Annotated in this window: 17 protein-coding genes, 1 tRNA gene and 6 pseudogenes; 14 read left to right on the top strand and 10 right to left on the bottom strand. The window is 60.6% G+C overall.

Annotation, left to right across the window (positions count from 1 at the left end; all coding sequences use genetic code 11):
- Positions 1-19 precede the first annotated feature (19 nt).
- From ACQB61_RS10770 to ACQB61_RS10760, 3 genes and pseudogenes are all read right to left on the bottom strand, one after another.
- On the bottom strand, positions 20-835 hold the full coding sequence (locus tag ACQB61_RS10770) for a transglutaminase family protein (protein ID WP_430512629.1): 816 nt from the start codon (positions 833-835) through the stop codon (positions 20-22).
- 32 nt (positions 836-867) lie between these two features.
- On the bottom strand, positions 868-1,779 hold the full coding sequence (locus ACQB61_RS10765; protein WP_430512628.1) for an alpha-E domain-containing protein: 912 nt from the start codon (positions 1,777-1,779) through the stop codon (positions 868-870).
- 37 nt (positions 1,780-1,816) lie between these two features.
- A pseudogene (locus tag ACQB61_RS10760) lies at positions 1,817-3,210 on the bottom strand (circularly permuted type 2 ATP-grasp protein).
- A 238-nt stretch (positions 3,211-3,448) separates the two neighbouring features.
- Here ACQB61_RS10760 and ACQB61_RS10755 point away from each other — a divergent pair.
- Positions 3,449-4,979, top strand: a pseudogene (locus tag ACQB61_RS10755) (acyl-CoA carboxylase subunit beta).
- A 116-nt stretch (positions 4,980-5,095) separates the two neighbouring features.
- Here ACQB61_RS10755 and ACQB61_RS10750 read toward each other — a convergent pair.
- From ACQB61_RS10750 to cobD, 3 genes and pseudogenes are all read right to left on the bottom strand, one after another.
- Positions 5,096-5,704 (bottom strand): DUF938 domain-containing protein, encoded by a 609-nt coding sequence (locus tag ACQB61_RS10750; protein WP_430512627.1) that lies wholly within the window; start codon positions 5,702-5,704, stop codon positions 5,096-5,098.
- A 36-nt stretch (positions 5,705-5,740) separates the two neighbouring features.
- Positions 5,741-6,716 (bottom strand): annotated as a pseudogene (gene cbiB / locus ACQB61_RS10745) (adenosylcobinamide-phosphate synthase CbiB).
- Positions 6,710-7,729 carry a threonine-phosphate decarboxylase CobD gene (gene cobD / locus ACQB61_RS10740; RefSeq protein ID WP_430512626.1) on the bottom strand — a complete coding sequence of 340 codons (1,020 nt, stop codon included), beginning with the start codon at positions 7,727-7,729 and terminating at the stop codon, positions 6,710-6,712. The pseudogene cbiB and the gene cobD overlap by 7 nt, the downstream one beginning before the upstream one ends.
- A gap of 242 nt (positions 7,730-7,971) precedes the next feature.
- On the opposite strand from cobD, the gene ACQB61_RS10735 reads away from it, so the two are divergent.
- The 3 genes and pseudogenes from ACQB61_RS10735 (at position 7,972) to ACQB61_RS10725 (ending at position 10,300) form a co-directional block, all read left to right on the top strand.
- Positions 7,972-9,033, top strand: coding sequence for a GAF domain-containing protein (locus ACQB61_RS10735; protein ID WP_430512625.1), 1,062 nt, complete (start codon positions 7,972-7,974; stop codon positions 9,031-9,033).
- A pseudogene (locus tag ACQB61_RS10730) lies at positions 8,972-9,520 on the top strand (diguanylate cyclase domain-containing protein); the annotation flags it as partial. The gene ACQB61_RS10735 and the pseudogene ACQB61_RS10730, both read left to right, overlap by 62 nt.
- 105 nt (positions 9,521-9,625) lie before the next feature.
- Positions 9,626-10,300 (top strand): EAL domain-containing protein, encoded by a 675-nt coding sequence (locus ACQB61_RS10725; RefSeq protein ID WP_430514349.1) that lies wholly within the window; start codon positions 9,626-9,628, stop codon positions 10,298-10,300.
- A gap of 123 nt (positions 10,301-10,423) precedes the next feature.
- On the opposite strand, the gene ACQB61_RS10720 is transcribed toward ACQB61_RS10725, so the two are convergent.
- Positions 10,424-10,497 (bottom strand) — tRNA-Cys (locus ACQB61_RS10720).
- A 285-nt stretch (positions 10,498-10,782) separates the two neighbouring features.
- Between ACQB61_RS10720 and ACQB61_RS10715 the strand changes: the two genes are divergently transcribed.
- The 5 genes and pseudogenes from ACQB61_RS10715 to ACQB61_RS10695 all read left to right on the top strand — a co-directional run bounded on the left by ACQB61_RS10715 (position 10,783) and on the right by ACQB61_RS10695 (position 17,683).
- Positions 10,783-11,445, top strand: coding sequence for a protein-L-isoaspartate O-methyltransferase family protein (locus ACQB61_RS10715; RefSeq protein WP_430512624.1), 663 nt, complete (start codon positions 10,783-10,785; stop codon positions 11,443-11,445).
- 317 nt (positions 11,446-11,762) lie between these two features.
- Entirely contained in the window at positions 11,763-12,845 is a 1,083-nt protein-coding gene (locus tag ACQB61_RS10710) for a TolC family outer membrane protein (protein WP_430512623.1), read from the top strand.
- A 459-nt stretch (positions 12,846-13,304) separates the two neighbouring features.
- Complete coding sequence (locus tag ACQB61_RS10705; RefSeq protein WP_430512622.1) at positions 13,305-14,018, top strand: PopZ family protein; 714 nt, start codon at positions 13,305-13,307, stop codon at positions 14,016-14,018.
- 164 nt (positions 14,019-14,182) lie between these two features.
- Positions 14,183-17,013, top strand: a pseudogene (locus ACQB61_RS10700) (valine--tRNA ligase).
- Positions 17,014-17,122: 109 nt separating this feature from the next.
- A complete protein-coding gene (locus tag ACQB61_RS10695) occupies positions 17,123-17,683 on the top strand; it encodes a DUF2155 domain-containing protein (protein WP_430512621.1) in 561 nt (186 codons plus the stop codon).
- Positions 17,684-17,839: 156 nt separating this feature from the next.
- Here the strand turns inward: ACQB61_RS10695 and ACQB61_RS10690 are convergent, their stop codons facing one another.
- The gene (locus ACQB61_RS10690) at positions 17,840-18,433 is read right to left on the bottom strand and encodes a hypothetical protein (RefSeq protein ID WP_430512620.1); all 594 of its coding nucleotides are present in this window, start codon (positions 18,431-18,433) and stop codon (positions 17,840-17,842) included.
- A gap of 703 nt (positions 18,434-19,136) precedes the next feature.
- Between ACQB61_RS10690 and hemA the strand changes: the two genes are divergently transcribed.
- Positions 19,137-20,354, top strand: a complete 1,218-nt coding sequence (gene hemA, locus ACQB61_RS10685) for a 5-aminolevulinate synthase (RefSeq protein WP_430514348.1) — start codon at positions 19,137-19,139, stop codon at positions 20,352-20,354.
- 189 nt (positions 20,355-20,543) lie between these two features.
- Positions 20,544-21,557 (top strand): SDR family NAD(P)-dependent oxidoreductase, encoded by a 1,014-nt coding sequence (locus tag ACQB61_RS10680; RefSeq protein WP_430512619.1) that lies wholly within the window; start codon positions 20,544-20,546, stop codon positions 21,555-21,557.
- 30 nt (positions 21,558-21,587) lie between these two features.
- Here the strand turns inward: ACQB61_RS10680 and ACQB61_RS10675 are convergent, their stop codons facing one another.
- Entirely contained in the window at positions 21,588-22,214 is a 627-nt protein-coding gene (locus ACQB61_RS10675) for a TetR/AcrR family transcriptional regulator (RefSeq protein WP_430512618.1), read from the bottom strand.
- Positions 22,215-22,381: 167 nt separating this feature from the next.
- The gene (locus tag ACQB61_RS10670) at positions 22,382-22,876 is read right to left on the bottom strand and encodes a DMT family transporter (protein WP_430512617.1); all 495 of its coding nucleotides are present in this window, start codon (positions 22,874-22,876) and stop codon (positions 22,382-22,384) included.
- 81 nt (positions 22,877-22,957) lie between these two features.
- Between ACQB61_RS10670 and ACQB61_RS10665 the strand changes: the two are divergent.
- The 3 genes and pseudogenes from ACQB61_RS10665 to ACQB61_RS10655 form a co-directional block, all read left to right on the top strand.
- Positions 22,958-23,080, top strand: a pseudogene (locus ACQB61_RS10665) (LysR family transcriptional regulator); the annotation flags it as partial.
- Positions 23,081-23,214: 134 nt separating this feature from the next.
- A complete protein-coding gene (locus ACQB61_RS10660; protein WP_430512616.1) occupies positions 23,215-23,982 on the top strand; it encodes a LysR substrate-binding domain-containing protein in 768 nt (255 codons plus the stop codon).
- Positions 23,983-24,150: 168 nt separating this feature from the next.
- On the top strand, positions 24,151-24,624 hold the full coding sequence (locus tag ACQB61_RS10655) for an RNA polymerase sigma factor (RefSeq protein WP_430512615.1): 474 nt from the start codon (positions 24,151-24,153) through the stop codon (positions 24,622-24,624).
- Positions 24,625-24,714: the final 90 nt, after the last annotated feature.

Below are 24,714 nucleotides of genomic sequence, written 5' to 3'. Positions count from 1 at the left end.
ATCCGGCCGCTTCGGCCTGTTATTGTTGCTGCTGGCTTCCTGTGCGGGCTACATCAACCTCGACATTGAGGTTTTCTTCCATGCCACCAAACCGGATGCCACGTATCGGAGCAGCGGAACGCGAGTCCAGCCCGGCCGTCAAGCGGATATAACGGTCCGTCGGGCAAATCGCATTGGAAACGTCAAAGCCGACCCATCCCAGGCCCTCGATATAGGCCTCAGCCCAGGCATGGTGGGCCTCCGACTCCTGAGCCTCGTCCAGCAGAAGATAGCCCGAGACATAGCGGGCGGGCACTCCGGCCGCACGGGCGGCGGCGATGAAGATGTGAGCGTGATCCTGACACACGCCTTCGCCGGAGGCGAGAACCTGAATGGCTGTGGCGTGGGTCTCGGTAACGCCGACCTTGTAGTCCACCTTGTCGCGGATTGCATGCATCAGGGCATGGCAGCCACCGATCTGGTCTTCCGCTGTCACAAGGCCAGACAACTTGCGGATTGCCTGGTTGGCTTCGGTCAGCGGGGTGACGCGTGTATAGATCCGCACCGGCGCCTCGGCTATCTCTTCGCCCAGAACGCCATTAAGGTCTGTTGTCTCCACTGCACCGCTGGCGGTTATCGTCACGGCCTCCAGCTGTTCGCGGCTTGAGATCATGTGCACCAGATTGCCGAAAGCATCGTGGTAGGTGGTTGCGCGGTCCATGCCAGGCGCCTCTATGCGCCAGTCAAGGATGTTCTGCCCCGCGCAGGAAGGCGGTGTCAGCCGCAGCTGCTGCATGGCGTTGGCAACCGGGGTATCGTATCGGTATTTCGTCGTGTGGCGGATTGTCAGGCGCATAGGATGCTGGCTCCTGCCTTCGGCCTTTTCTATCAGGCAAAATTGTAATCGCGGGCGACCCGGTCGGCGAAAGCGTTGTTCCGGAGCGTGAAGTCCACCAGGAACTCATGCAAACCCTTGCTGTAGATATCCCGCATGTGCCCGGTCCTGAGCTGCTCCTGCATCGTACCAGCCAGGGGAGCACTTGGCATCTGCTCGCCATAGAAGGCTGTCAGATCGTTCATCGTGCTGTTGAGCCAGTCGTAGCTGTGAGCGAGCGAGCGCGGCATTTCGCGGCGCAGGATCAGGAACTCGGCGATGTTCGCCGCCTTCAGTTCCGCATTCGGGAACGCAAAGCGATAGCTTCTGAGGCCGGACATGACGCGCAGGATCGAGGACCACTGGTGATGATGCCCCTTGCCGGCCATGTCGGTTACGGGCAGCAGGATCCAGTATTTGGCATCCAGCACCCGGGCCGTATGGTCTGCCCGTTCGACGAAATGACCAAGCTGCGAGAACGAATAACCGTCATCGCGCAGAAGCGTGCCCAGAAGCGCACCGCGGAACAGCATAGCCCGCTGACCGATCCAGGTCAGGAACTCCGGCAGCTTGTCCTGCGCCAGCGTGTGGGGCTTCACGTCGCTGAATTCGATCCACGTGGTGTTGATCGCCTCCCAGAGTTCTGACGTGATGCCGGTGCGCACGGCGCGGGCGTTGTTGCGGGCCATCTCCAGGCTGTTGCGGACAGAGGAGGGATTATCCTTGTCGAACAGCATGAAGTTCGTCACCGCGCGTGAATTCACCTCGCCGGATTTCTCCATGAAGGCGGCCTCGCAGCCGGAGCCGGCCAGCGCGGAACGCCAGTCCTCGGCCACGTCCATGCCGGGCTGCGGGATCATGGCCGTGCGCCATGCCGCTTCCAGCAGGCGTGCGGTGTTGTGGGAGCGCTCCTTGTAGCGCGACATCCAGAAAGGGAGGCGGCTGTGCGGCCGAGCATGATGATCAGTCCTCCAGAACCCAGGTATCCTTGGTGCCGCCGCCCTGGCTCGAATTCACGACCAGAGAGCCCTTCTTCAGCGCCACGCGGGTCAGCCCGCCGGGGTGATCCGCACCTGATCACCGATCAGGACATAGGGGCGCAGGTCCACATGGCGCGGGGCAACCCCGGAAGCCACATGGGTTGGGCAGGCAGACAGCGACAGGGTCGGCTGGGCAATATAGTTCTTCGGATTGGCCTTCAGGACTTCCCGGAAGGCGGCAATTTCGCGCTTGGACGCGGTGGGGCCGATCAGCATGCCGTAGCCGCCCGAGCCATGCACTTCCTTGACGACGATGTCGGCCAGGTTGTCGAGCACATAGGCAAAGTCGTCCGGACGCGAGCAGTTCCAGGTCGGCACGTTGTTCAGAATCGGCTTCTGGCCGGTATAGAATTCGATGATGTCCGGCACATAGGCATAGATGGCCTTGTCATCGGCAATTCCGGTGCCCGGCGCATTGCAGATGGTAACCGTGCCGGCCCGGTAGGCATCGAACAGCCCCGGCACGCCAAGCATCGAGTCCGGGCGGAAGGTGAGGGGATCAAGGAAGGCATCGTCTATGCGCCGGTAAATCACGTCCACCTGCTTGGGCTGGCGCGTGGTACGCATCCAGACCTTGCCATTGTCGACGAAGAGATCGCGCCCCTCGACCAGCTCCACGCCCATCTGGTCTGCAAGGAACGCGTGCTCGAAATAGGCCGAGTTGTAGATGCCCGGCGTCAGGATGCAGATCGTCGGTTCCTTGCGCGTCGTATCGGGTGCAACGCTTTCCAGCGTCTGGCGCAGAAGATCCGGATACTGTTCGATCGCCGCCACCCGGTGCATCTGGAACAGATCCGGGAACATGCGCATCATGGTCTCCCGGTTCTCCAGCATGTAGGAGACGCCGGAAGGTGTGCGCGTGTTGTCTTCCAGCACGTAGAAGTCATTCTCGCCAACGCGCACCAGATCGGTGCCGATGATGTGCGAGTAGACGCGCCGGGCAGGGGTGAAACCCACCATCTCCGGCAGGAATGCTTCATTCTGAAGGATCAGTTCAGCTGGAATGCGCCCGGCCCGGATGATCTCCTGCCGGTGATAGATATCGTGCAGAAAGGCGTTGAGGGCACGTACACGCTGCTCGATGCCGGCCGACAGGCGGCGCCACTCGGCGGCGGAGATGATACGCGGGATGGGGTCGAAGGGGATGAGGCGTTCCGTCGCCTCCTGGGCACCATAGACGGCAAAGGTGATGCCAAGGCGCCTGAAGATCGTTTCTGCTTCCCGGCTCTTGCGCGTCAGGAAGTTTTTCGGCTGGTTGTCGAGCCACTCGGCCAGTCTTGCGTAGGCCGGCCTTGGCCGCCCGTCTGCTCCCAGCATCTCATTGAAGACCTCCCGCTCTGGCGCCATTCCGTACCCCGCCGTTATTGCTGTTCATTTAGGCAAGCATGACAAATCCACGCAGGCTGCAAAAGAACAATCTTCACGCTCATGTGCCTAGAAGTTGTGCAGATCCTCGTCGCCTCGACGGCCAAGGTCCTTCTTTGTGCTGACTTCTCGCTTGCGGTCCGGCCGTGCTAGATCCTTTGGCAGCAAGATTTTTCTGAAGAGGCGGATGATGAAGGATATCCTGGCCGAACTGGAGCACCGGCGCGAGACAGCGCGGCTGGGGGCGGGCAGCGCCGCATTGACGCCCAGCACGGGCGCGGCAAGCTGACGGCGCGTGAGCGGATCGACATCCTGCTGGACGAAGGGTCCTTCGAGGAATTCGACATGTTCAAGCAGCACCGCTGCACGGACTTCGGTATGGACGAGGCGCATATCCCGGGTGATGGCGTCGTCACCGGCTGGGGCACCGTAAATGGCCGCGTCGTCTATGTTTTCTCCAAGGACTTTACGGTTTTCGGCGGTTCTCTCTCCGAGACGCATGCCCAAAAATCATCAAGATTCAGGACATGGCCCTGAAGAACCGCGCGCCCATCATCGGCCTGTTCGATGCTGGTGGTGCCCGCATTCAGGAAGGTGTGGCTGCGCTTGCCGGTTACGGTGACGTGTTCCAGCGCAATGTCACGGCCTCCGGCGTCATTCCGCAGATCTCGCTGATCATGGGGCCTTGCGCGGGTGGTGACGTTTATTCCCCGGCCATGACCGATTTCATCTTCATGGTGCGCGATACGTCCTACATGTTCGTCACGGGGCCGGATGTGGTGAAGACCGTGACCAATGAAACGGTCACGGCAGAGGAACTGGGCGGTGCCAGCATCCACACCACCAAGTCCTCCATCGCGGATGGCGCCTTCGAGAATGATGTCGAGGCGCTTCTGGAAATGCGCCGCCTCATTGATTTCCTCCCGATGAACAATCTGGCCGATGTGCCGGAAGTGGATTGCCACGACGATCCCTCGCGCATCGACATGAGCCTCGACACTCTGGTGCCGGCCAATCCGAACAAGCCCTACGACATGAAGGAGCTTGTGGTGAAGACCGTCGACGAGGGTGACTTCTTTGAGATTCAGGCGGGGTTTGCGAAGAACATTATCACCGGATTCGGCCGCGTCGAAGGGCGCACGGTCGGTATCATCGCCAACCAGCCGATGGTGCTGGCGGGCGTGCTGGACAGTGACGCCAGCCGCAAGGCGGCCCGTTTCGTGCGCTTCTGTGACTGCTTCAACATTCCGGTCGTAACCTTCGTGGATGTGCCGGGCTTCCTGCCGGGTACGGCGCAGGAATATGGCGGGCTGATCAAGCACGGCGCCAAGCTGCTGTTCGCCTATGCGGAGGCGACGGTGCCGAAAGTGACGGTCATCACCCGCAAGGCTTATGGCGGCGCTTATGACGTGATGAGCTCCAAGCACATTGGCGGTGACATCAATTACGCCTGGCCGAGCGCAGAAATTGCGGTGATGGGCGCAAAGGGCGCGGTGGAAATCCTCTACCGCTCCGAGCTTTCCGATAAGGACAAGATCGCAAAGCGCACCAAGGACTACGAGGACCGCTTCGCCAATCCCTTCGTTGCAGCCGAGCGCGGTTATATCGATGAAGTGATCATGCCGCATTCCACCCGCAAGCGCGTCTCGCGGGCGCTCGCTCTCCTGCGCTCCAAGCAGGAAGAGCTGCCCTGGAAGAAGCACGACAACATTCCGCTTTGAGAAACAGTTACGGGCCCCAGCGGGGCCCGTCTTATAGCCGCAGGCACTGAGTCATCCCGGCTCACGCTTTGCTTCGTCCGGGACGACTCCGAGTGTGTGGAAAGGGCCTGTGCCCCTTAACCCCGCCGGTAGATTAGCAACTGATTGTTGGCGGGCATCGCATGGTCGGCGAGCAGCGTCAGGCCAATGCCGCGTGCGAGGGCGTCAACCTGTTCAAAGTCACGCAGCCCGCTTTTCGGGTCCTTCTTGCGCAGGCTCTGGTCGAAGGCTTCGTTGCTGGGCGTGGTGAAGGCCCCGCCATATTTGAAGGCACCATAGATGGCGAGCGTGCCGCCTTCTGCCAGCGTTTCGCCGACACCTTCAAAGAATGCTTCCACGCCCTCCCAGCTGACAATGTGCAGGCTGTTCGAGGTGTAGATGGCGTCGAAGGCATCGTCTGCTTCCCGGTCCGGCGTCGGCCAAGGCAGGTCAAGCACGTCGAGTTCCAGCGGTTCCTCAATGTTGTCGAGGTCGGTGTCGATGATCCGCTGTTCAAGGCCTGCCAGATGCTCGGGCAGATCGCTGGGCTGCCAGACGAGATGCGGCAGGTTCTTGGCAAAATGCACCGCATGCTGGCCCGTGCCGCTGGCAATCTCCAGCACGCGGCTTGACCCGGCAAAGGCGTCTTTCAGGATTTCGAGGATCGGGGTCTTGTTATTCTCGGCTGCTGCGGAAAACGGGATCATCTCACGGTCCGGCCAGTGTTCTCATGGATCATGGCATCAGGATAATGCCAGAGCCATGATGAGAACCAGCAAAGCCTCGATTGCGCAAGCCCCTGCAAGCACATGCAAGGCGCGGCGGATATCAGATTCACCGGCATCCTTGCGCCCTTCCGGGTTCATGAAAGGATCTTCCACCCGGTAAGTGGCATAGGCGCGCGGGCCCGCCAATGCAACGCCAAGCGCCCCGGCCATCGCCGCTTCCGGCCAGCCTGCATTGGGGGAACGGTGCTGACCCGCATCCCTGCGAACTGAGGACAGGGCATGGGCCGGTGAGCCGCTGGCCAGAGGCGCGGCAAGCGCAATGAACAGTGCTGACAGACGTGAGGCGGGCAGGTTGATCAGATCATCAAAGCGGGCAGAGGCCCAGCCGAAATCCAGATGCCGGGCCGTCTTGTGGCCGATCATGGAATCGGCAGTGTTGACGGCCTTGTAGGCGATGAGCCCCGGCAGGCCCAGTACAGCGAACCAGAAGACGGGGGCTACAACGCCGTCAGAGAAATTCTCGGCGCAGGATCTCGATGGCGGCGCGGGAGACGCCGCTCTCATCCAGCTGCTCCGGATCACGTCCGACGATCATCGATACGGCGCGGCGACCGCCCGTCAGCCCGCCGTTGCGCAGGCCATCAGCGACGGCCTTTACATGCACATAGAGGCTGTTCTGGGCGAGGAATACGGCCGCAATGGCAATGATCCCGGCTTCGCCAAAGGGCAGAGCGGAAAGGCCAGCCTGCAGCAGCCAGCCGGTGGCTGCACCACCGGCGACCAGCAGGATGAGTGCCAGGATTCCTGTGCTTCGGCGCAGGATGGGGGACCAGCTTTCGCGGTTGAGCGTGCGGTCCATGAGGCTGATCAGCTTGCCGATCCAGACCACCGGGTGCGGCAGCCGCCGCCACAGCCAGTCCGGATCGCCGATGATGGCATCCAGGATTATGGCTCCAAGCAACAGCCAGAGTGCCTGCGGATCACTCAGCACGGTTCCGCCTCTGCGTGTGATGCCTTGGCTTCTTTGAGCGCCTGCCGGAGGCGGGCCAGAGCCTCCGGTGAACCGGGCAGGCCGAAGCGCAACCACGTGGGCGCGTAGTCAAAGGCACGCACCCAGATATGACGCCGCGCCAGAGCCTGATGCAGGCGGGCGGCATCCGGATGCTCTGCCAGCGTGTAGAGGGACGTGCCGCCGCGCAGATCAAAGCCGGACGCCTTCAGAATGTCCTCAAGAGCGGTCATCTCCTGCGTCAACTTCTTGCGCATGGCCGCCTGCCAGTCCAGATCCCGAAGGGCGAGCGCACCAATCTCCAGCGCGGGGCCGCTGACGGACCAGCTTTCAAGGCGCTGGGCGAGTGCATCCGTCATGTGCCGGGGACCCGCCAGAAATCCGAGCCGTAGCCCTGCCAGACCAAAGAACTTTCCGAAGGACCGCAGCACCAGCACAGGTTCCTCTGTCAAATGGGGCAGCAGGCTGCGGGACGGCGTCACGTCGGCAAAGGCCTCGTCCACCACCAGAAAGCCACCGCGTTGCTGCATGTCTCTGGCGAGGTGCAGAAGCGCCTGCGGTTCATGCCAGCGGCCATCCGGATTGTTGGGGCTGACGATGAGCGCAATCCGGCTCTGAGGGCCCTCGCGAAAAATGTCTGAAATTTCGCTCACCTGCCGCCCCGCCACCCGCCAGGCATCGCCGTGGCTGGAATAGGTGGGGCCTGCGATGGTGACGCTGCCTGCCGGCAGAAGGGCCGGCAGATACGGCAGGATCACCTGCGTTCCCGGAGCTGCGGCAAGGCCAAGATGTTCTGGCACCTGATAGGCCGCACGGGCTGCATCCAGAAGGCACTTGTGCGCCGTTTGCGCGGGCAGGCGGGTCCATGAGGATGCGGGCAGGCTGGCTGGCACCGGATAGGCATGCGGATTGATGCCGGTAGACAGATCCAGCCAGTCGTCCTCAGCCCCGCCGTAGGTTGCCATGGCCTGAAACAGATCGCCGCCGTGTTTCATTGCACTCTCTATGCCTGCACTTACCACCGCCAGCCGCGACGGCACAGGGTGGAGGTAACCTGATATGGGCATACGGCAAAAGGTTTTTTGCCGCCGTCCGCCGCTGATGCTGCCAGCTTGCGGCGCAGCGCGGCGCTGGGCCGGAGTCTGGCATAATTTCATTTTTAGGAAAGTTGGTGCCGGCAAGTTGATCTTTTGCGGTTTATTCAAGCTTATGACTCTACATAGAAAGATGTTTGCGTATGAACAGCGGGTTGCCTCAGGGGAGAAGTATGAACTCCAAATGGAAGCCTGTAATTTTTACTCAAGGTAAAATTGACGGCTCAGCTTGCGTTGACCCAGACGGTGCCCCGGCTGGGGAGCTTTGCGACGGTCTTGGTAGTGAACCGGGCAGGGAACTGGGCATGCAGGCGGAAGACTTTCTTGAGTGCGGGCGTGTCCTGGGCGAAAGCGGGCTTTGCGTGCCGCAAAAGTTTCTGCAGGAACGTGTCTGGCTGCGCGCCATGTTTGATCAGGTGGCTGACTACCTGTTCGTCAAGGATAGCCGCTGCCGGTTTGTGTTTGCCAACCAAGCTGTTGCAGCCGACCTGGGCCTTGAGACCGCGGACGACCTTGTCGGCAAGACGGATCTTGAACTGCACCCCTTTCCGGTTGCCATGGGCTTTTTCACAGAGGAACGGAAGGTTCTGCGCACCGGAATTCCTCTGATCGACAAGGAGGAGGGCATCATTACGCCGAGTGGCGCCTGCCGCTGGTTTGCATCCTCGAAATATCCTCTTCGGGACGATGATGGGAACATCGTCGGACTGTTCGGTGTCTGCCGGGATATTACCGAGCGCCGGAAAGCCGATGGCCTGCGTGATGCGCAGGCACAGGTGCTGGAAATGATCGCCTCCAGTGCGCCGCTTACTGATGTGCTTGAATGTATGGTCCGGCTGATCGAAGGGCAGTTGGACGGTGCGATCTGCTCTGTTCTGCTTATGGATGAAGACGGGCGGCATTTGCACCACGGAGCTGCGCTCAGTCTTCCGAAAGCCTATTGCGATGCAATCGACGGCGTTGAAATCGGACCCCGCGTAGGATCCTGCGGCACGGCTGCCTTTACGCGAAAGCCTGTGATCGTTGGCGATATCCAGACCGATCCTCTCTGGGCCGATTATCATCCGCTTGCCACGCAGTTCGGGCTGCGCTGCTGCTGGTCCACTCCGATCATGTCGCTGGACGACCGGGTACTGGGTACCTTTGCGATCTACAAGAAGACGCCAGGGCTGCCAGGGCCCGTGGAAGACGAGACTGATCGCTGATACGGCGCGTATTGCTGCCATCGCGATTGAACGCAAACGCGCCGAGGAGCAGATCCGGTTTCTTGCCCATCATGATCCGCTCACCAGCTTGCCAAACCGCAGCCAGCTTGAAAGCTCCATTGACGCGGCTTTGGGCAGAGTGCGTCAGCCGGATGAGCGCGTCGCCGTGGTCTTTGTCGATCTCGATAACTTCAAGACCGTCAATGACAGTCTGGGGCATACCGCCGGTGACCGCCTTCTGCTCGCGATGGCTTCCAGATTGAGCGAGGAGGTTCGAGAGCGCGGCAAGGTTCTGCGGCTTGGGGGAGACGAGTTTGTCCTGATTCTGGAAGGAGCGGTTGCGTCCGCCGGTGAAATGCCTGCCTTCTTGCGTGAACTGAAGGAAAAGCTCTCTTTGCCGGTGCAACTGGCTGGGCAGTCCTTTCATGTGACCTGCAGCATGGGGGCAGCCTGCTATCCCGATGATGCAACGGATGCCGCCGCGCTTGTCCAGTGCGCCGATACTGCGATGTACACCGCCAAACGCGCTGGCCGGAATACGTTTCATCTCTATTCACCGGAGGAGGGCCAGTCTTCTTCCTGCAAGCTTCAAATGCTGGAAGGGATTCGCCGCGCTCTGCGCAATGGAGAATTCATCCTGCACTATCAGCCGCAGATTGATCTTGCCGAGAACCGGATTACTGGTTTCGAGGGGCTTGTGCGCTGGGAAAACCCCTTCGAGGGCCTGATCATGCCACGCCACTTCGTGCCGCTGATGGAGGAGACAGGGCTGATTTGTGAGCTTGGTCACGTTGTTCTTGGGCACGCGGTCGAACAGGCACGCCTCTGGCAGGACAAGGGGTTCTCCGGCTTCAAGGTCAGCATCAATATCGCGCCGCAACAGTTCAGTGATCCGGACTGGACCCGGACTGTCATGGATGCTCTCCGGCAAGCTGGCCTCGGGCCGGGGCTGCTTGAGCTCGAAATCACCGAAGGCGTTCTGATGCAGAATGTCGAGCGGGCAGTGGCTGTCATGGCCGAATTGCATGCGCTGGGCGTTGGCTTGGCCATCGACGATTTCGGCAAGGGGCATTCAAGCCTTGCCTCGCTCAGGAGGTTCCCCGTGTCCCGGCTGAAGATTGATGAAGGCCTTGTGCGGCACATTGACCGGGACGAGAGCGACAGGGGGATTGCCGAGGCCGTTGTGACGCTCGGGCAGAAGCTGAAGCTTCGGGTCATCGCCGAGGGGTCGAGCGCGCGGAGCAGGTCGATGCGCTGCGCGAGATAGGCTGCCCGGAGGCGCAAGGCTATTTTCTTGGGCTGCCTATGACAGCGGATGAAGCAACAGCTCTGCTCGAAGCGCAAGGCTGAGCACGGTTGCCAGTTTGTCATCATGAGCTGATAAGGGAGATGGAGGCCTCGCCCGGAATCGAACCGGGGTGGACGGATTTGCAATCCGCTGCGTAACCACTCCGCCACGAGGCCTTGGCGCGTCTTTTCGACTACCGTTCCTTGTCTGTCAAGCGGCCTCTTTGCGTTTTCCCTTTCTTCATCAGCAGTGTCGGATGCCGCCGGGGAGAGGGCGCAATCAGCGCAGAACGCGAGGTGATGCACTTCAACGCGCCGGAGACATTCAGAAGGACTGGCTCTGAAAGTCTGGAGAAGGCATAGGCTGTGCCGTTCTGCCCCTTGTCACGCCTGTCTGCGCCCGGTAAGGGATCAATCAAGAAAGTTGGAGAGGCTTTCGCCAGAAATCGAAAGAGGCACGCGATGGGTGACTACGCGCAATCCCGCACGCGAATGGTGGATAACCAGCTCAGAACCAATGATGTAACCGATCTGCGGATACTCGACGCGATGGAATCTGTTCCGCGCGAGCTGTTCGTGGCAGGTTCGAAGAAGCCGGTTGCCTACATTGACGAAGACGCGCTCGTGTCCGACACGGGTGAACCTCGCTATCTCCTGAAGCCGCATGTGCTCGGAAAGCTGATCCAGCTCGCTGAGGTCAAGGATGATGATGTCGTCCTGGTGACTGGCGGAGCGTCCGGCTACAGCACCGCCGTGCTCGCGGCGATCGCCGGAACGGTGGTGCAGGTGGAAGAGGATGCCGGGCTTGCTGCCCGCGCCAGCCAGACACTTGTCAGCCTCGGCATCGAGAATGCGGCTGTTGTCGAGGGCAAGCTCACCGAAGGCTGCGCTTCGGAAGGCCCCTATGACGTGATCCTTCTGGATGGTGCCGTTGACTTCATTCCGGAGCAGCTTGCCAGCCAGCTTAAGGAAGGCGGACGGCTCGTGGCCATCGAAGGGCGCGGCGGGGCAGGTGTTGCCCGTGTCTATCAGAACTCCGGTGCAGTGATTGGCGCCCGCTTTGGCTTCAACGCCAGCGCGCATACTCTGCCCGGCTTCGTGAAGGCGGCCGAATTCGTCTTCTGAAAACACACATATCTGAACATTGTTCAAGTCTCGCGCCCGGAAACTGCTGAAAAGCTGCAGTTTTCGGGCGCTTTACGTATTACGTTACCTGTTGCAACGCTGCCGCAGCCTGTTAGAAACGGATTCTTAATTTTCGGTGAGGGGTAGGCAGGGCGTTGCAGCTGGCTATACTGCCCGCCAAATGACGGCACGGGTGGGGGCCCGTACATCAAGGGGCGTTTTCAGTGCGTTTTCGAGTATCCCTTTCTGCTGCTTTGCTTGGCATCGGTACCTTCGCGCTTTCTTCTACGGCTCAGGCTGAGAGCATTTCCGAAGCATTGGCGCTTGCATATGCCAACAATCCGACACTGAATGCGGCGCGTGCCGCATTGCGTGCCACCGACGAACGCGTGCCGCAGGCGCTTTCCGGCTGGCGGCCGACCATCACGGCCAACGCTTCGGCTGGATCTATCCGGACCTCCGCCAGCGTCGGTCCAGATAACATCCGCAACAATGCGTCGATGTCCCTGTCCATTCAACAGGCACTGTTCCGTGGCTTCCGGACGGTCAACTCGACCAAGCAGGCCGAAGCGCTTGTGCGGGCTCAGCGCGAAAGCCTGAGCGCGACCGAGCAGGATGTTCTCCTCTCAGCCGCCCAGTCCTATGTGAACGTGATCCGCGACACTGCGCTCGTTGCCCTTCAGCGCAGCTCGATTGACTTCCTGCGTGAGCAGGTGCGTGCGTCCAAGGATCAGTTCGAAGTGGGTGAGGGTACTCGTACGGATGTATCCCAGGCGGAAGCGCGTTACGCCGAAGCCCAGGCCAACCTCAACTCGGCCGTCGCAAACCTGAATGCCAGCCGCGCCGTCTATGAGCAGATCGTTGGCATCCAGGCGCGCAATCTTTCGGCTTCGACGCCGATCGGCAAGATGATGCCCCGCTCGGTGGAGGAAGCCATCCGTCTGGGTGAAGAGTATCAGCCGCTCCTGCGCCAGGCCCAGCATCAGGTTGATGCTGCTGCGTTCAACGTGAAGACGATCGAAGGCGAGCAACTGCCGACTGTCACGCTGGAGGGCTCCATCGGCCGTGACTGGAAGCCGTCCCAGTCGGTCAATGCCGTCAATTCCGCCTCTGTCGTTGGACGTGTTTCGGTACCTCTCTATCAGGGCGGTGCCCTTTCTTCCCGCGTGCGTCAGGCCAAGGAAGAGCTCGGGCAGGCTGAAATCCAGCTCGATGTGCTGCGCAACCAGATCCGTGCCAACGTGATTTCTGCCTGGGGTGATTACCAGGCCGCCGAGGCCTCGATCACTGCAGCTCAGGCTGCTGTGGAAGCTCAGCAGCTGGCTCTTCAGGAGTCATTGAGGAACAGCGCGTTGGTCAGCGCACGACGCTCGACGTCCTGGATGCTCAGCGTGAACTGATCACGCAGCGCTCGAATCTCGTCACCGCACAGCGCAACCGCATCGTCAGTGCCTACCAGCTCCTGTCGGCTGTTGGCCGTCTGGATGCTGAGTATCTTGGCCTGCAGGTCGCACGCTACGAACCGACCGAGCACTACAGCAAGGTGCGCGACAAGTGGTTTGGCATGCGCACGCCTGATGGCCGCTGATGATTCGGCGCTGACCTGTAAGAAATGCCGTAAACTCAGAGAACGCGCCCTTCCTGGGCGCGTTTTTCGTTTGCGAGGCGGGCTGACCCGGCAAGTTTTTCCTATTAGAAGGGGATAAGGTGTCAGCGTTGGCCTGTCCGCCTATGATGTTGACAGGCGACTCAGCATAATTCCCTTAACCGAATCGTAACTTTCGAGTTCGGTGCCGGTGCGTATGTAATTAGTTCTGGGGGAACTCATGTCGAAGGCCAGTCAGGCGCAGGAACCCTCAATGGAGGAGATTCTCGCCTCCATTCGCCGGATTATTTCCGATGAGGAAACTCCTGCCGCCAGCAAGACGGCACAAGCAGCCCCGGAGCCAGTATCTGAAATGCCTCAACTCAACGATCTGCCCGAGGAAGAAGAAGCCGGCATGTCCCAGGATGACCTGGACAAGCTGTTCGATATGGCGGGCGACGATGACGATGATGACGCCGTTTCTGCCATTGATGACGACATTGCTGCCTTCGAGGCCGATGAAGACGCCGCCGGCGATGATGACGATGTTCTTGAACTGACAGAAGAGCTGGCCGTCGAGGAAGACGAGGACGAGGACCCGTTTGCCATGGTCGAGGGCATGCCCGAGACGATGGACGATGATGCGGGTGATATCGGCTTTATGGAAGAGGAGCCCGCTCCTGCACCTAAGGCTGCCGCACAGCCGGTCCGCTCGTCTGCCGCCGAAGGCCTTGCGTCTGTCTCCATGGACAATCTCGATCCGCTGGATGAGGAAACACCTCTCGTATCCGATATGGCGGGCGCTGCGGTCAGTGCTGCCTTCGAAAATCTGTCCAGCACGATCCTTTCTGCCAATGCCCGCACGCTTGAGGATCTGGTGAAGGAAATGCTGCGTCCAATGCTGAAGAGCTGGCTCGATCAGAACCTTCCGGTCATGGTGGAGCGGCTTGTCCGTCAGGAAATCGAGCGCGTGGTGCGCAAGCGCTGATCAGCAGCTGCTTGTTGCGCGCCATACGTCACTGTAGCGCCGCCTCCGGGCGGCGTTGCCATTTGTGCCCTTCTTCATGCCTCCCATGTGGCTCAGGATGTTGACTCGCTGCCCGCCATCCGATTTACACAGGCCCAGATAACGGAAAGTCCCGAGAAGCCCTCATGCTTGACAAGACCTATGACGCAGCGGCCGTCGAGCCGCGGATCACCGAAATGTGGGAAAAGGCCGGAGCCTCGCGCGCCGGTGCTGGTGCCGCCGATGGCGCGCCGTCCTATACGATCGTGATCCCGCCGCCGAATGTGACGGGCTCCCTGCACATGGGCCATGCGCTCAACAACACGCTGCAGGACATTCTGATCCGCTTCGAGCGCATGCGCGGCAAGGACGTGCTGTGGCAGCCGGGCATGGACCACGCAGGCATTGCCACCCAGATGGTGGTGGAGCGCCAGCTCGCCGAGCGCAAGGAACCCTCCCGCCGTGACATGGGCCGCGACGCCTTCATCGAGCGGGTCTGGAACTGGAAGGGCGAATCCGGCGGCATGATCTTCAACCAGTTGAAGCGCCTTGGCGCGTCCTGCGACTGGGACCGTGAGCGCTTCACCATGGATGAGGGCCTGTCGGCTGCCGTTCTTGAAGTCTTCGTGTCGCTGTTCCGCGATGGCCTGATCTACAAGGACAAGCGCCTCGTCAACTGGGACCCGAAGCTGCTGACCGCGATTTCGGACCTCGAAGTCGTGCAGCAGGAGATCAAGGGCAACCTCTGGCACTTCCGCTATCCGTTGGAAGGCGGGGTCACCTATCAGCATCCGGTTGCTTTCGATGACGAGGGCAATGCGACGGAGTTCGAGACCCGCGATTACATCGTCGTGGCGACGACCCGTCCGGAAACCATGCTGGGCGACACTGCCGTTGCCGTGAACCCGGAAGATCCGCGCTACAAGGATCTGATCGGCAAGCACATCATCCTGCCGCTGGTTGGCCGCCGTGTGCCGATCGTGGGGGATGACTATGCAGACCCCACCGCAGGTTCCGGTGCGGTGAAGATCACCCCGGCACATGACTTCAACGACTTTGAGGTCGGCAAGCGTCACGATCTGCCGATGATCTCGGTTCTCGACCGTGAGGCGCGGGTCATTCTGGCTGAGAACGCCGAATTTCTCGCCGGTGTTCCAGCCTCTGAGATGCTGGATGCCACTGTCGCCGCCTACCACGGCCAGGACCGCTTCGCCGTGCGCAAGGCACTGGTGGCGCAGCTGGAAGAGCAGGGGCTTCTGGACCGCATCGAGGATCACACGCACATGGTGCCGCATGGCGACCGTGGCGGCGTGCCGATCGAACCCATGCTGACCGACCAGTGGTATGTGGATGCCGCGACGCTTGCCAAGCCCGCGATTGCCTCCGTCCGCGAGGGCCGCACCAAATTCGTGCCGTCCAACTGGGACAAGACCTATTATGAGTGGATGGAGAACATCCAGCCCTGGTGCATTTCGCGCCAACTGTGGTGGGGGCATCAGATTCCGGCCTGGTACGGTCCCGACGGCAAGATCTTCGTCGAGAAGACGGAAGCCGAAGCTCTGAAGGCAGCGGCTGCCCACTATGGCAAGCCGGTTGAAATGGCGGCCATGGAACAGGCGTTGGCCGCCTGGGAATCCGGGGCAGGGGAGAGCGTTCTCCTCTACCGCGACGAAGACGTGCTCGACACCTGGTTCTCCTCCGCCCTTTGGCCGTTCTCGACGCTCGGCTGGCCGGACAAGACGCCGGAACTGGCGCGGTATTTCCCGACGTCGGTTCTGATCACCGGCTTTGACATCATCTTCTTCTGGGTTGCCCGCATGATGATGATGTCGCTGCACTTCATGAAGACTGAGCCTTTTGAGACCGTCTACATCCATGCCCTCGTCCGTGACGAGAAGGGGCAGAAGATGTCCAAGTCCAAGGGCAACGTCATTGATCCGTTGAAGCTGATCGACGAGTTCGGTGCCGATGCGCTGCGCTTCACACTGGCGGCCATGGCGGCACAGGGACGTGACATCAAGCTGGCCACCAGCCGTGTCGGCGGTTACCGCAACTTTGCCACCAAGCTGTGGAACGCGGCCCGTTTTGCCGAAATGAATGGCTGCAAGCGCGTTGCCGGTTTTGATCCTGCCCGAGCCACCCATACGCTGAACCGCTGGATCTCCACGGAAGTCGGCCGCTGCGCCGAGGAAGTGCGCGAGGCACTGGAAGCCTATCGCTTCAACGATGCGGCCAATGGCGTTTACCGGTTCGTCTGGAACACCTATTGCGACTGGTTCCTGGAACTGGCCAAGCCCGTGTTCAACGGCACCGATGAGGCCGCCAAGGCCGAAACCCGCGCAACCGCAGCCTGGACACTGGATGAGATCCTCAAGATCCTGCACCCCTTCATGCCCTTCCTGACGGAAGAGCTGTGGGCCCGCCTTGGCGAGGAGACCGGTGCGCCGGACCAGATCCTGATGCTGACCCGCTGGCCGGTGCCTGCGCTGGCAGATACAGCGGCAGCTGAAGAGATCAACTGGCTTGTGGGCCTCATTTCCGAGATCCGCTCTGTCCGTTCGGAGATGAACGTTCCGGCCGGTGCGCAGATCCCGGTGGTGATGGTCGGAGCAGGCGACGTCACGGTTACGAGAGTGAAGACCACGAGGCAGCTATCCTGCGCCTTGCCCGTGCCGAAAGCCTGACGCTAGCGGATGAGCTGCCGAAGGGCGCGGCTCAGATCATCGTGGGTGATGCCACCGTTTGCTTGCCGCTTGCTGGCGTCATCGATCTGGGCGCTGAAAAAGCTCGTCTTGCCAAGGAACTTGGCAAGCTGGACGACGAAATCGGCCGCATCGAGAAGAAGCTCTCCAACCCGGCCTTTGTCGAAAAGGCGAAGGAAGAGGTTGTCGAGGGAGAACGCGAGAAGCTTGCCGAGCTTTCCGCCCGCAAGACGCAGGTGCAGACGGCCGTCAGCCGGCTGGCTTCGCTGGGGTGATAAACAGTCTTGCGCGGCGGCTGAAACCGTTGCCGCGCAAGGGCTTGCCTTCCGGCAGCCGCAATCGGGTGTTACGCCCGCCAGAACAAGAGACTCGCCAGGGACAATCATGCGGCAGTTCAACAGGATGAAGAGCACGTCGATCTGCGGCACAGCCCTCGTTTGCGCCTTTGCCTGGGCCATTGCTGCTGCGCCCGCCAGCGCCGAGACCATCGAGAACCCGGTTGCCGTGTTCTCCGGTCTCGACAAGATCACCGGCCGCATCACGTCTTTTGATGTCTACATTGGAGAGACGGTTCAGTTCGGCGCCTTGCAGGTGACACCGCGTGTTTGCCACACCCGGCCCCAGACCGAGAACCCGCTGACCACAGCCTTCGTGCAGGTGGACGAGGTCACGCTGAACAATCAGATCCAGCGAATTTTCTCTGGCTGGATGTTCGCTGCAAGCCCCGGCCTTCATGGTGTCGAGCATGCCGTTTATGATGTGTGGCTGACCGACTGCAGGATGACTTCTACCGTGCAGCCACCTGCCGGCTATTCTGGCCCTCCGGTAACTGTCGTTGAGGAAGGCGCAGACACGCTCGGCGGTGGTGCGGCTGGCACAGGAGAGCAAGCTGACGGCGCGGCGGGCACAGTGCCCGCACCGAGGCCGAAGCCGCCACTGTTCTGAGCGAACTGCCTGCCGGAGACAATCTGGCAGGCTCTATCGCTGATCTATAGATTCGCGCCGAGTTTTGCCGTGCTTTTCCGTCCGCACTTTTAGTCCACCCTGCGACGAAGTGGCGTGCGCTGCTTCCAGTAAAACAGGGCTCATCGGACACCGGAATCAGACGGCGACCGTATCCACGATCCAATTCCAGGCGACGCGCACTGAATCGGCAGCACCCTGGAAGAGGGCGATGATACCGTGCCAGACGGTTTCACCCGCATTTGCCAGTTGCAGCAGGATCGAAGGTTCCTGCGGCGGTGCCTGGACCAGCTCGACGGCAGTCTTGCCGTCCTGATCGTCCACAACGCGGCGGGTGATCATCTGGCCGGCTTCTGGCGGCACACGCGACTCGTCCTTGGCCGCTACGAGCGTGCCTTCCGGCGCGGTGAGCGGGCTGACGACGATGGCGCGGCCATCAGGCAGCAGGTGGGTTTCATTCTGTGCCACCTCGGACGAATAGATGACCTCGCCCTCGGAATCGATCAGTTCAACCCAGATGACCTTGCGGCCCTGAATGTCGACCGGTCCGACCCAGATGGAGGTGTCCTCCCCGGCCGCAGGACCGGCCCCAAGGCTGGCGAGCGTAACGGAGAGATTGTCCTCGGGCAGCACATGCCGCTCCGACTTCGGGGCGGCGAGCGCGAACGGGGTGGCAGAAAGCAAGATGGCAACTGCCGGAATGATGGCTTTCTTAATGAGACGATGCGTCATTTTTGCCTCCCTCGGCATGACAGTCACGTCTGAGCAAAGTTCACGGCACCGGATTTTTTTGATCTGAAGTACACCTCGTCTTTTTGACGAGGTACCTTCTAAGCCGGTTGCTGTGATGCAGCCATTATTACGCCATTTCCCTTAAGATAGATGTTATCCGAATCACAAAATGACGTGGTTTCTGATCTTTCCTGATCGGCTGCGGCCGGGGTTTCATGCTTCCGGTCTGGCTCAGTTCGTTGATTTTGCTCCTGTTCTCAGCGGTACTATTACTTCTGGCCGGAAAAAGCCGTCAGCATCAACTTGCCGTGATGCCTGGCTTGTCCCAGATCAAAGTGTTAACGCAGGCGGGAGGCTAAGGTTCCGGAATGATCGCTGGAAGAGAGGGCGGCGGGGCGTGTGTCTCAGAGTTGACCGGCCGGGCTCTTCTCCTGAAAAGAATTCTGTAACCCGGAATTAGAATAATGACAGCCTGCGGCATTTTAAACTATGTGTTGGGGCGCGACCTTGCGCTACATGGTGCAGGGTTACGAGGCTGTCAGGCTTCGGATCACAGGACGCGTGAATGGGGCGGGGCAACTTCCCCTTATCAGATCCGTCTGGGAGGGCTGGCCAGATGATGACCAGCTCTGGATACAAGGGCTTGCAGGACGCCAACGGCGGGCGCGGGTTGCGCCTGCTTGAGAAGAAGAGGGAATACGCCATGGACTTCGAAAGCTTCTTTGCGCAGGCGCTGGACGGCTTGCGGGAGGACGGCAACTACCGCGTATTCGCTGATCTGAAGCGTCATTCAGGCGAGTTCCCCAAGGCGACCCGTTTCCGCGAAGATGGCTCTGCCCATGAGGTGACCGTCTGGTGCTCCAACGACTACCTCGGCATGGGGCAGCATCCGGATGTGGTCTCGGCCATGAAGGATGCGATCGACAGCTGTGGCGCGGGTGCAGGCGGCACCCGCAACATTTCGGGCACCAATCACTTCCATGTCCAGCTTGAAAATGAGCTCGCTGATCTGCATGGCAAGGAATCGGCGCTGATCTTCACCTCGGGTTATGTGTCCAACTGGGCAGCGCTCGGGACTCTGGCCTCGAAGATTCCCGGCTGCATCGTCTATTCTGACGCGCTGAACCATGCCTCGATGATCGAGGGCATCCGCCACAGCCGCGCCGAAAAGCGCGTGTGGAAGCACAACAGCCCGGAAGATCTTGAGCGCAAGCTCGCTGCCGATGACCCGGCGGCCCCCAAGCTGGTTGCCTTCGAGAGTGTCTATTCGATGGACGGCGACATCGCTCCCATCAAGGAAATCTGCGACGTGGCCGAGCGCTATGGCGCGATGACCTATCTTGATGAAGTGCATGCGGTTGGCCTCTACGGCCCGCGCGGCGGCGGTGTTGCCGAGCGCGAAGGACTGATGGACCGTCTGACGGTGATCGAGGGTACCCTCGGCAAGGCCTTTGGTGTCATGGGCGGCTATATCACCGGCTCGCGCCAGCTTTGCGACTTTGTTCGCTCCTTCGCATCCGGCTTCATCTTCACCACGGCGCTGCCGCCGTCACTGGCTGCTGGCGCCACGGCTTCGATCCGTCATCTGAAGCAGAGCACGGCCGAGCGTGAGGCCCACCAGGACCGCGTCGCCCGCCTGCGCAGCCTGCTGGACCGCCGCGGCATCCCGCACATGGAGAACCCCAGCCACATCGTTCCGGTGATGGTGGGCAATGCATCCAAGTGCAAGTGGATCTCGGATATCCTGCTCGACAACTACGGCATCTATGTCCAGCCGATCAACTATCCGACCGTGCCGAAGGGCACTGAGCGTCTGCGCATCACGCCAACGCCGTTCCATTCGGACGCCGATATCGACCATCTGGTTGGTGCACTGAACGACCTGTGGTCTCGCTGCGCGCTGGCCCGCGCCGTCGCCTGACCGGACACGGAAGTTTCAATCTGGAGAGCGCTGGCTGCAAGGCTGGCGCTTTCTGCTTTGAGGCGGCCTGCCGCGATGGCTCAGCGCCTGCGCTCCGACCCTTGGCCGAGGGCGGGCCGAATGTTATGACGGCCCCAGTGAGGCATATTGGGCGCCAGCTTTCATTCGTTTCTTCAAGGGGTTTCAGGCATGCGTACTGCACTTGTGACGGGTTCGGCCGGCTTTATCGGCTACTTTCTCTGCACGCGGTTGCTGGAAGAAGGTTTCCGCGTCATCGGCCTTGATGCGATGACGGACTATTACGACGTGCGCCTGAAGGAGCGCCGTCACCAGATGCTGTTGCAGAACGAGCATTTCACCGCCGTCACGGGCCGCGTCGAGGACGGGGAACTGGTGCGCTCGCTGTTTGAAAGCAACCGGCCGGACGTGGTGGTGCATCTGGCCGGACAGGCGGGCGTTCGCTATTCCATCGAGGCGCCGCGCTCCTATCTCGACAGCAACATTGCTGGCACCTTTGAGATCCTGGAGGCTGCAAGAGCCTTTCCACCGCAGCACCTGCTGATTGCCTCTACCTCTTCGGCCTATGGTGCCAATACGGAGATGCCCTATAAGGAGACTGTGAAGGCCGATCATCAGATGTCCTTCTACGCGGCGACCAAAAAGGCTTGTGAGGTGATGGCGCATTCCTATGCACATCTCTATGGCACGCCCATCACTATGTTCCGTTTCTTCACGGTCTATGGCCCCTGGGGCCGTCCGGACATGGCACCGTTCAAGTTCACCAAGTCGATCCTCGAAGGCCAGCCGATCGAAGTCTATAACTACGGCGATATGAGCCGGGACTTCACCTATGTAGAGGATCTGGTGGAAGGTATCCGCCTGCTGATCGACGCAGTTCCGGTGAGACCCGAAGAGGCGACAGACGTGCCGGATGGCGACAGTCTGTCGCCGGTTGCGCCTTGGCGTGTCGTCAACATCGGCAATTCGGAGAGCGTACAGTTGACCGAGTTTATCGCCGCCATCGAGGAGGCGACCGGCCGTATGGCGGAGCGCAAGCTGATGCCGATGCAGGCAGGCGACGTTCCGGCCACCTGGGCCGATGCCAGCCTGTTGCAGACGCTTACCGGCTACCGCCCTCGCACGGGCGTGCGCGAAGGCATGGCAAAGTTCGTGAAATGGTACCGCGAGTACTACAGTATCTGACCGGAGTGCCGCAGCCAGACCCGCCTGCCGTCATGCCGCCTGTGTCTGAAGGCTATCCGCCTGAACACTTTCCGGGGCAAGGCCGCGTAGGGCCATATCGATGGATTGCTGGATCAGCGTATGCGGATCACCCAGGTCTATTTCCGTGATGCTGAGCAGCAGGACGACTGCGCCGTGAATGGCGCCCCAGAGCAGATGGGTTGCCTGCGCAGGATCCATGCGGCGGATCGAGCCTTCTTCCATCGCTGATGCCATGCGGGCTTTGACCAGTTCATATCCCTTGAGATTCTCGGTCGTCCGGCACAGTTCCACCTGCCGGCTGATCTCGATATCGAGAAAAATCAACCGGAAGCGATCCTGATCCTCCAGCGCGAACTCACCATAGGAGAGGAGCAGCTCGCGCAGGATGTCGATCGACGGCAGGGGCTTTGCGTTGATGGTCTGGGAAACCGCGTTCAGCCTGTCGATGGCGCCGGAGCAATAGGCGATCATCAGATGCTGCTTCGTCGGGAAATAGCGGTAGAGGGCCCCTGCCGTCAGGTTGAGGCCTTCCGCCAGCTTGCGCATGGACAGTGCGGCATAGCCCTCTGCGGCAACGATGCGTGCCGTCTCGGCAAGAATGCGGGCCTGAACGGCTGCAAGTTCTTCATCGGTCATTGCGGGTCTTGGCATGATGTTACCTGATCGCGTTCAATAAATTGGTTCAATAAACGCGTTTATATCTGGTCCGAAATCTGGTCAATCGAAAAACGCCGTTGATCGATACTTTTTCTGAACGCGTTTACTCTAAGCTCGAAGGTTCCGTCCAGCAAGGCTGGGCCGTGTCAGTTCCCACTGCCTGATACTGCTGAAGCCCGCAGGAAGGGCCCTGCCTGGATCAAAAGGACCCCAGCTACCACGAGCAGGATGCCGATAAGACGTGAGGGCGAAATATCCCGGGGACTGAATCCCATGAGGCCGTAGGCATCGACCAGAAGCGAGGCGGCGAGCTGCCCGGCAATCACGGCGGTCATGAAACCGGCGGCACCAAGCTTCGGCGCAACCAGAATTGCGGCTGTGATGTAGATGACCCCGGCAAGGCCGCCGGTCCAGATCCATTTGGGCTGTCCGGCAAGGTTGCCAAGGCTTGGGAAAGGAACTTTCATGGCCAGCATCACCGGAATGACGCAGAGCATGCTTACCCCTAGAGAGACCACCGTGGCCCAGAGTGGATGGCCAAGTGCCCGGCCCATGGCCGCATTGGCTCCGGCCTGGAAAGGGACGACCGCGCCGGCCAGAAGGGCAACGCCAAGAAGGGTGAGTGGGGCCTGAAGCTGCATCGGATGATCCTTTCTGATGATCTTTGACCCCGACCTAGATATAAACATTAGGAATGTGAAATTCGTATCCGGCAGAGATATATGCATAGGGTGAATAACTTGAGGTCGGTTGACCTCAATCTTCTGGTGGTGCTCGACGCGCTGCTGACGGAGCGCCATGTCTCGCGTGCTGCCGCCCGGTTGAACATGAGCCAGCCTGCCGTCAGCCATGCCCTTGCGCGGCTGCGGGAGCTATTGGGAGACCCTCTGCTGGTGCGCCAGGGGGCAGCCTCGTCCCCACCATCCGGGCGCTGGAGATTTCCCAGCCGCTGGCTGATGCACTTGCAGGGGTGCGTAGCGTGCTGGGGCCGCAGGGATTCGATCCGCAAGGCACACGCCACCGGTTCCGCCTGTCCATGTCGGATTATGGCGGAGCCATGCTACTGCCGCATCTGGTCCGGGATCTGCGGCAGCATGCGCCCGGCATTGACCTAGCGATCAGTCAGTTCAGCCGTGAGACCATGGCTGCCGGTGTCTGCGATGGCGATCTGGATCTTGGGCTCGGTGTGTTCCCCGTTCTGCCGCCTCAGGTCAACTCAGAGCTGATCATCAATGATGACTATGCCTGCCTCCTCGACCGCCGCACGCTCGACGGCAGGCCATTGGATGCTGACATGTATTTCTCGCGGCCGCATGCCATGGTCGCCATGCGTGATGACACCATAAACGAGGTGGACGAAACTCTTGCCCGCGCCGGTCATACCCGCCGGCTCGCGCTGGTCTTGCCGCACTGGGGCGTCGCGCCGGACCTGATCGCGGGCACGGACCTCATTCTCACGGTTGCCAGAGGCAGTCTGCGGGACCTTGTTCCTGATGATCATTTGATCATCCTGCCAGCGCCAATCCCGCTGCCACCCGTTCCCTACGTTCAGATCTGGCACAAGAGCCGCGACAGGGACCCAGCGCTGCGCTGGCTGCGTGCCCGGATCATGCAGGCAGCAGGGCAGGGGAGGAAACGCCGCACAAGAACGGCTGAAGGGGCGAATTTACCGGCCAGCCTGGCTTTCCTCGCAGGTCTGTCCAACAGTCCCTGCGCGGTCATTTATAAAACTGGATTTTTAAAGTAGACTTTTGCTAAAGACGCAATACGGCAGCGGCGGGTGTCCCCCAGATGCAGCCGTGTGAGAGTTCAGTCTGTTCAGGCCTTTGCGTGAGCGGCGAAGCTCCTGAGTGGTTTCTGCCCGATTGGTTTCCGTATGGCCGAAGACAAGAAGAAGAGTATGCTTGACTGCTTCGTGTCCAGTTACACGGAGCTGTCGCGGCATCTCTCGCGCCGCTTTGGCCGTGATCTCGATCCGCACGACGTGATTCAGGATACTTATCTGAGGCTTGAGGCGATTCCTGCCGAGAGTGACATCCGCAATCCACGGTCCTATCTCTTCCGCATGGCGAACAATGTTGCAACGGACCGGTTGCGCGGCCGGCACTCTGTTGTGAGCTACGCCCCCAGCGATGAACTCGCCGCCGCCGCGGACGACAGTGCTTCGCCGGAGCAGATCACCGACTACCGTCAGCGCCTCTCGCGCCTGCAGGAGGCCATCGGCGAGCTGCCGCCGCGCCAGAAGCAGGTGCTCCTGATGCACAAGTTCGATGGTCTGACCCACACCGAGATTGCGGCTGAACTGGGCATAACCCGAAGTGCCGTGGAGAAGCTGATCATGAAGGCGCTTGCGCATCTGCGCGACCGGATGGGTACACTCATTGACTGAATCCGGCAAAAAGATGCGCGATATGGGTGAGGTGCGGTGCCGCCGAATCCGTCTATGGGAAGGATATGCGCGCAAGGGCGTGCCATGCGC

The sequence above is a fragment of the Pannonibacter phragmitetus genome, assembly GCF_050510895.1.
GTDB lineage: Bacteria > Pseudomonadota > Alphaproteobacteria > Rhizobiales > Stappiaceae > Pannonibacter > Pannonibacter phragmitetus_B.
Note: the sequence above shows the minus strand (reverse complement) of the source record. Positions and strands in the feature narration are given on the sequence as shown.

What these genes read in the sequence shown, in the direction of transcription:
- ACQB61_RS10770 (WP_430512629.1), bottom strand. Translation starts at nt 835, where the DNA reads ATGCGCCTGACAATCCGCCACACGACGAAATACCGATACGATACCCCG.
- ACQB61_RS10765 (WP_430512628.1), bottom strand. Translation starts at nt 1,779, where the DNA reads ATGTCGCGCTACAAGGAGCGCTCCCACAACACCGCACGCCTGCTGGAA.
- ACQB61_RS10750 (WP_430512627.1), bottom strand. Translation starts at nt 5,704, where the DNA reads ATGATCCCGTTTTCCGCAGCAGCCGAGAATAACAAGACCCCGATCCTC.
- cobD (WP_430512626.1), bottom strand. Translation starts at nt 7,729, where the DNA reads ATGAAACACGGCGGCGATCTGTTTCAGGCCATGGCAACCTACGGCGGG.
- ACQB61_RS10735 (WP_430512625.1), top strand. Translation starts at nt 7,972, where the DNA reads ATGAACAGCGGGTTGCCTCAGGGGAGAAGTATGAACTCCAAATGGAAG.
- ACQB61_RS10725 (WP_430514349.1), top strand. Translation starts at nt 9,626, where the DNA reads ATGCTGGAAGGGATTCGCCGCGCTCTGCGCAATGGAGAATTCATCCTG.
- ACQB61_RS10715 (WP_430512624.1), top strand. Translation starts at nt 10,783, where the DNA reads ATGGGTGACTACGCGCAATCCCGCACGCGAATGGTGGATAACCAGCTC.
- ACQB61_RS10705 (WP_430512622.1), top strand. Translation starts at nt 13,305, where the DNA reads ATGGAGGAGATTCTCGCCTCCATTCGCCGGATTATTTCCGATGAGGAA.
- ACQB61_RS10695 (WP_430512621.1), top strand. Translation starts at nt 17,123, where the DNA reads ATGCGGCAGTTCAACAGGATGAAGAGCACGTCGATCTGCGGCACAGCC.
- ACQB61_RS10690 (WP_430512620.1), bottom strand. Translation starts at nt 18,433, where the DNA reads ATGACGCATCGTCTCATTAAGAAAGCCATCATTCCGGCAGTTGCCATC.
- hemA (WP_430514348.1), top strand. Translation starts at nt 19,137, where the DNA reads ATGGACTTCGAAAGCTTCTTTGCGCAGGCGCTGGACGGCTTGCGGGAG.
- ACQB61_RS10680 (WP_430512619.1), top strand. Translation starts at nt 20,544, where the DNA reads ATGCGTACTGCACTTGTGACGGGTTCGGCCGGCTTTATCGGCTACTTT.
- ACQB61_RS10675 (WP_430512618.1), bottom strand. Translation starts at nt 22,214, where the DNA reads ATGACCGATGAAGAACTTGCAGCCGTTCAGGCCCGCATTCTTGCCGAG.
- ACQB61_RS10670 (WP_430512617.1), bottom strand. Translation starts at nt 22,876, where the DNA reads ATGCAGCTTCAGGCCCCACTCACCCTTCTTGGCGTTGCCCTTCTGGCC.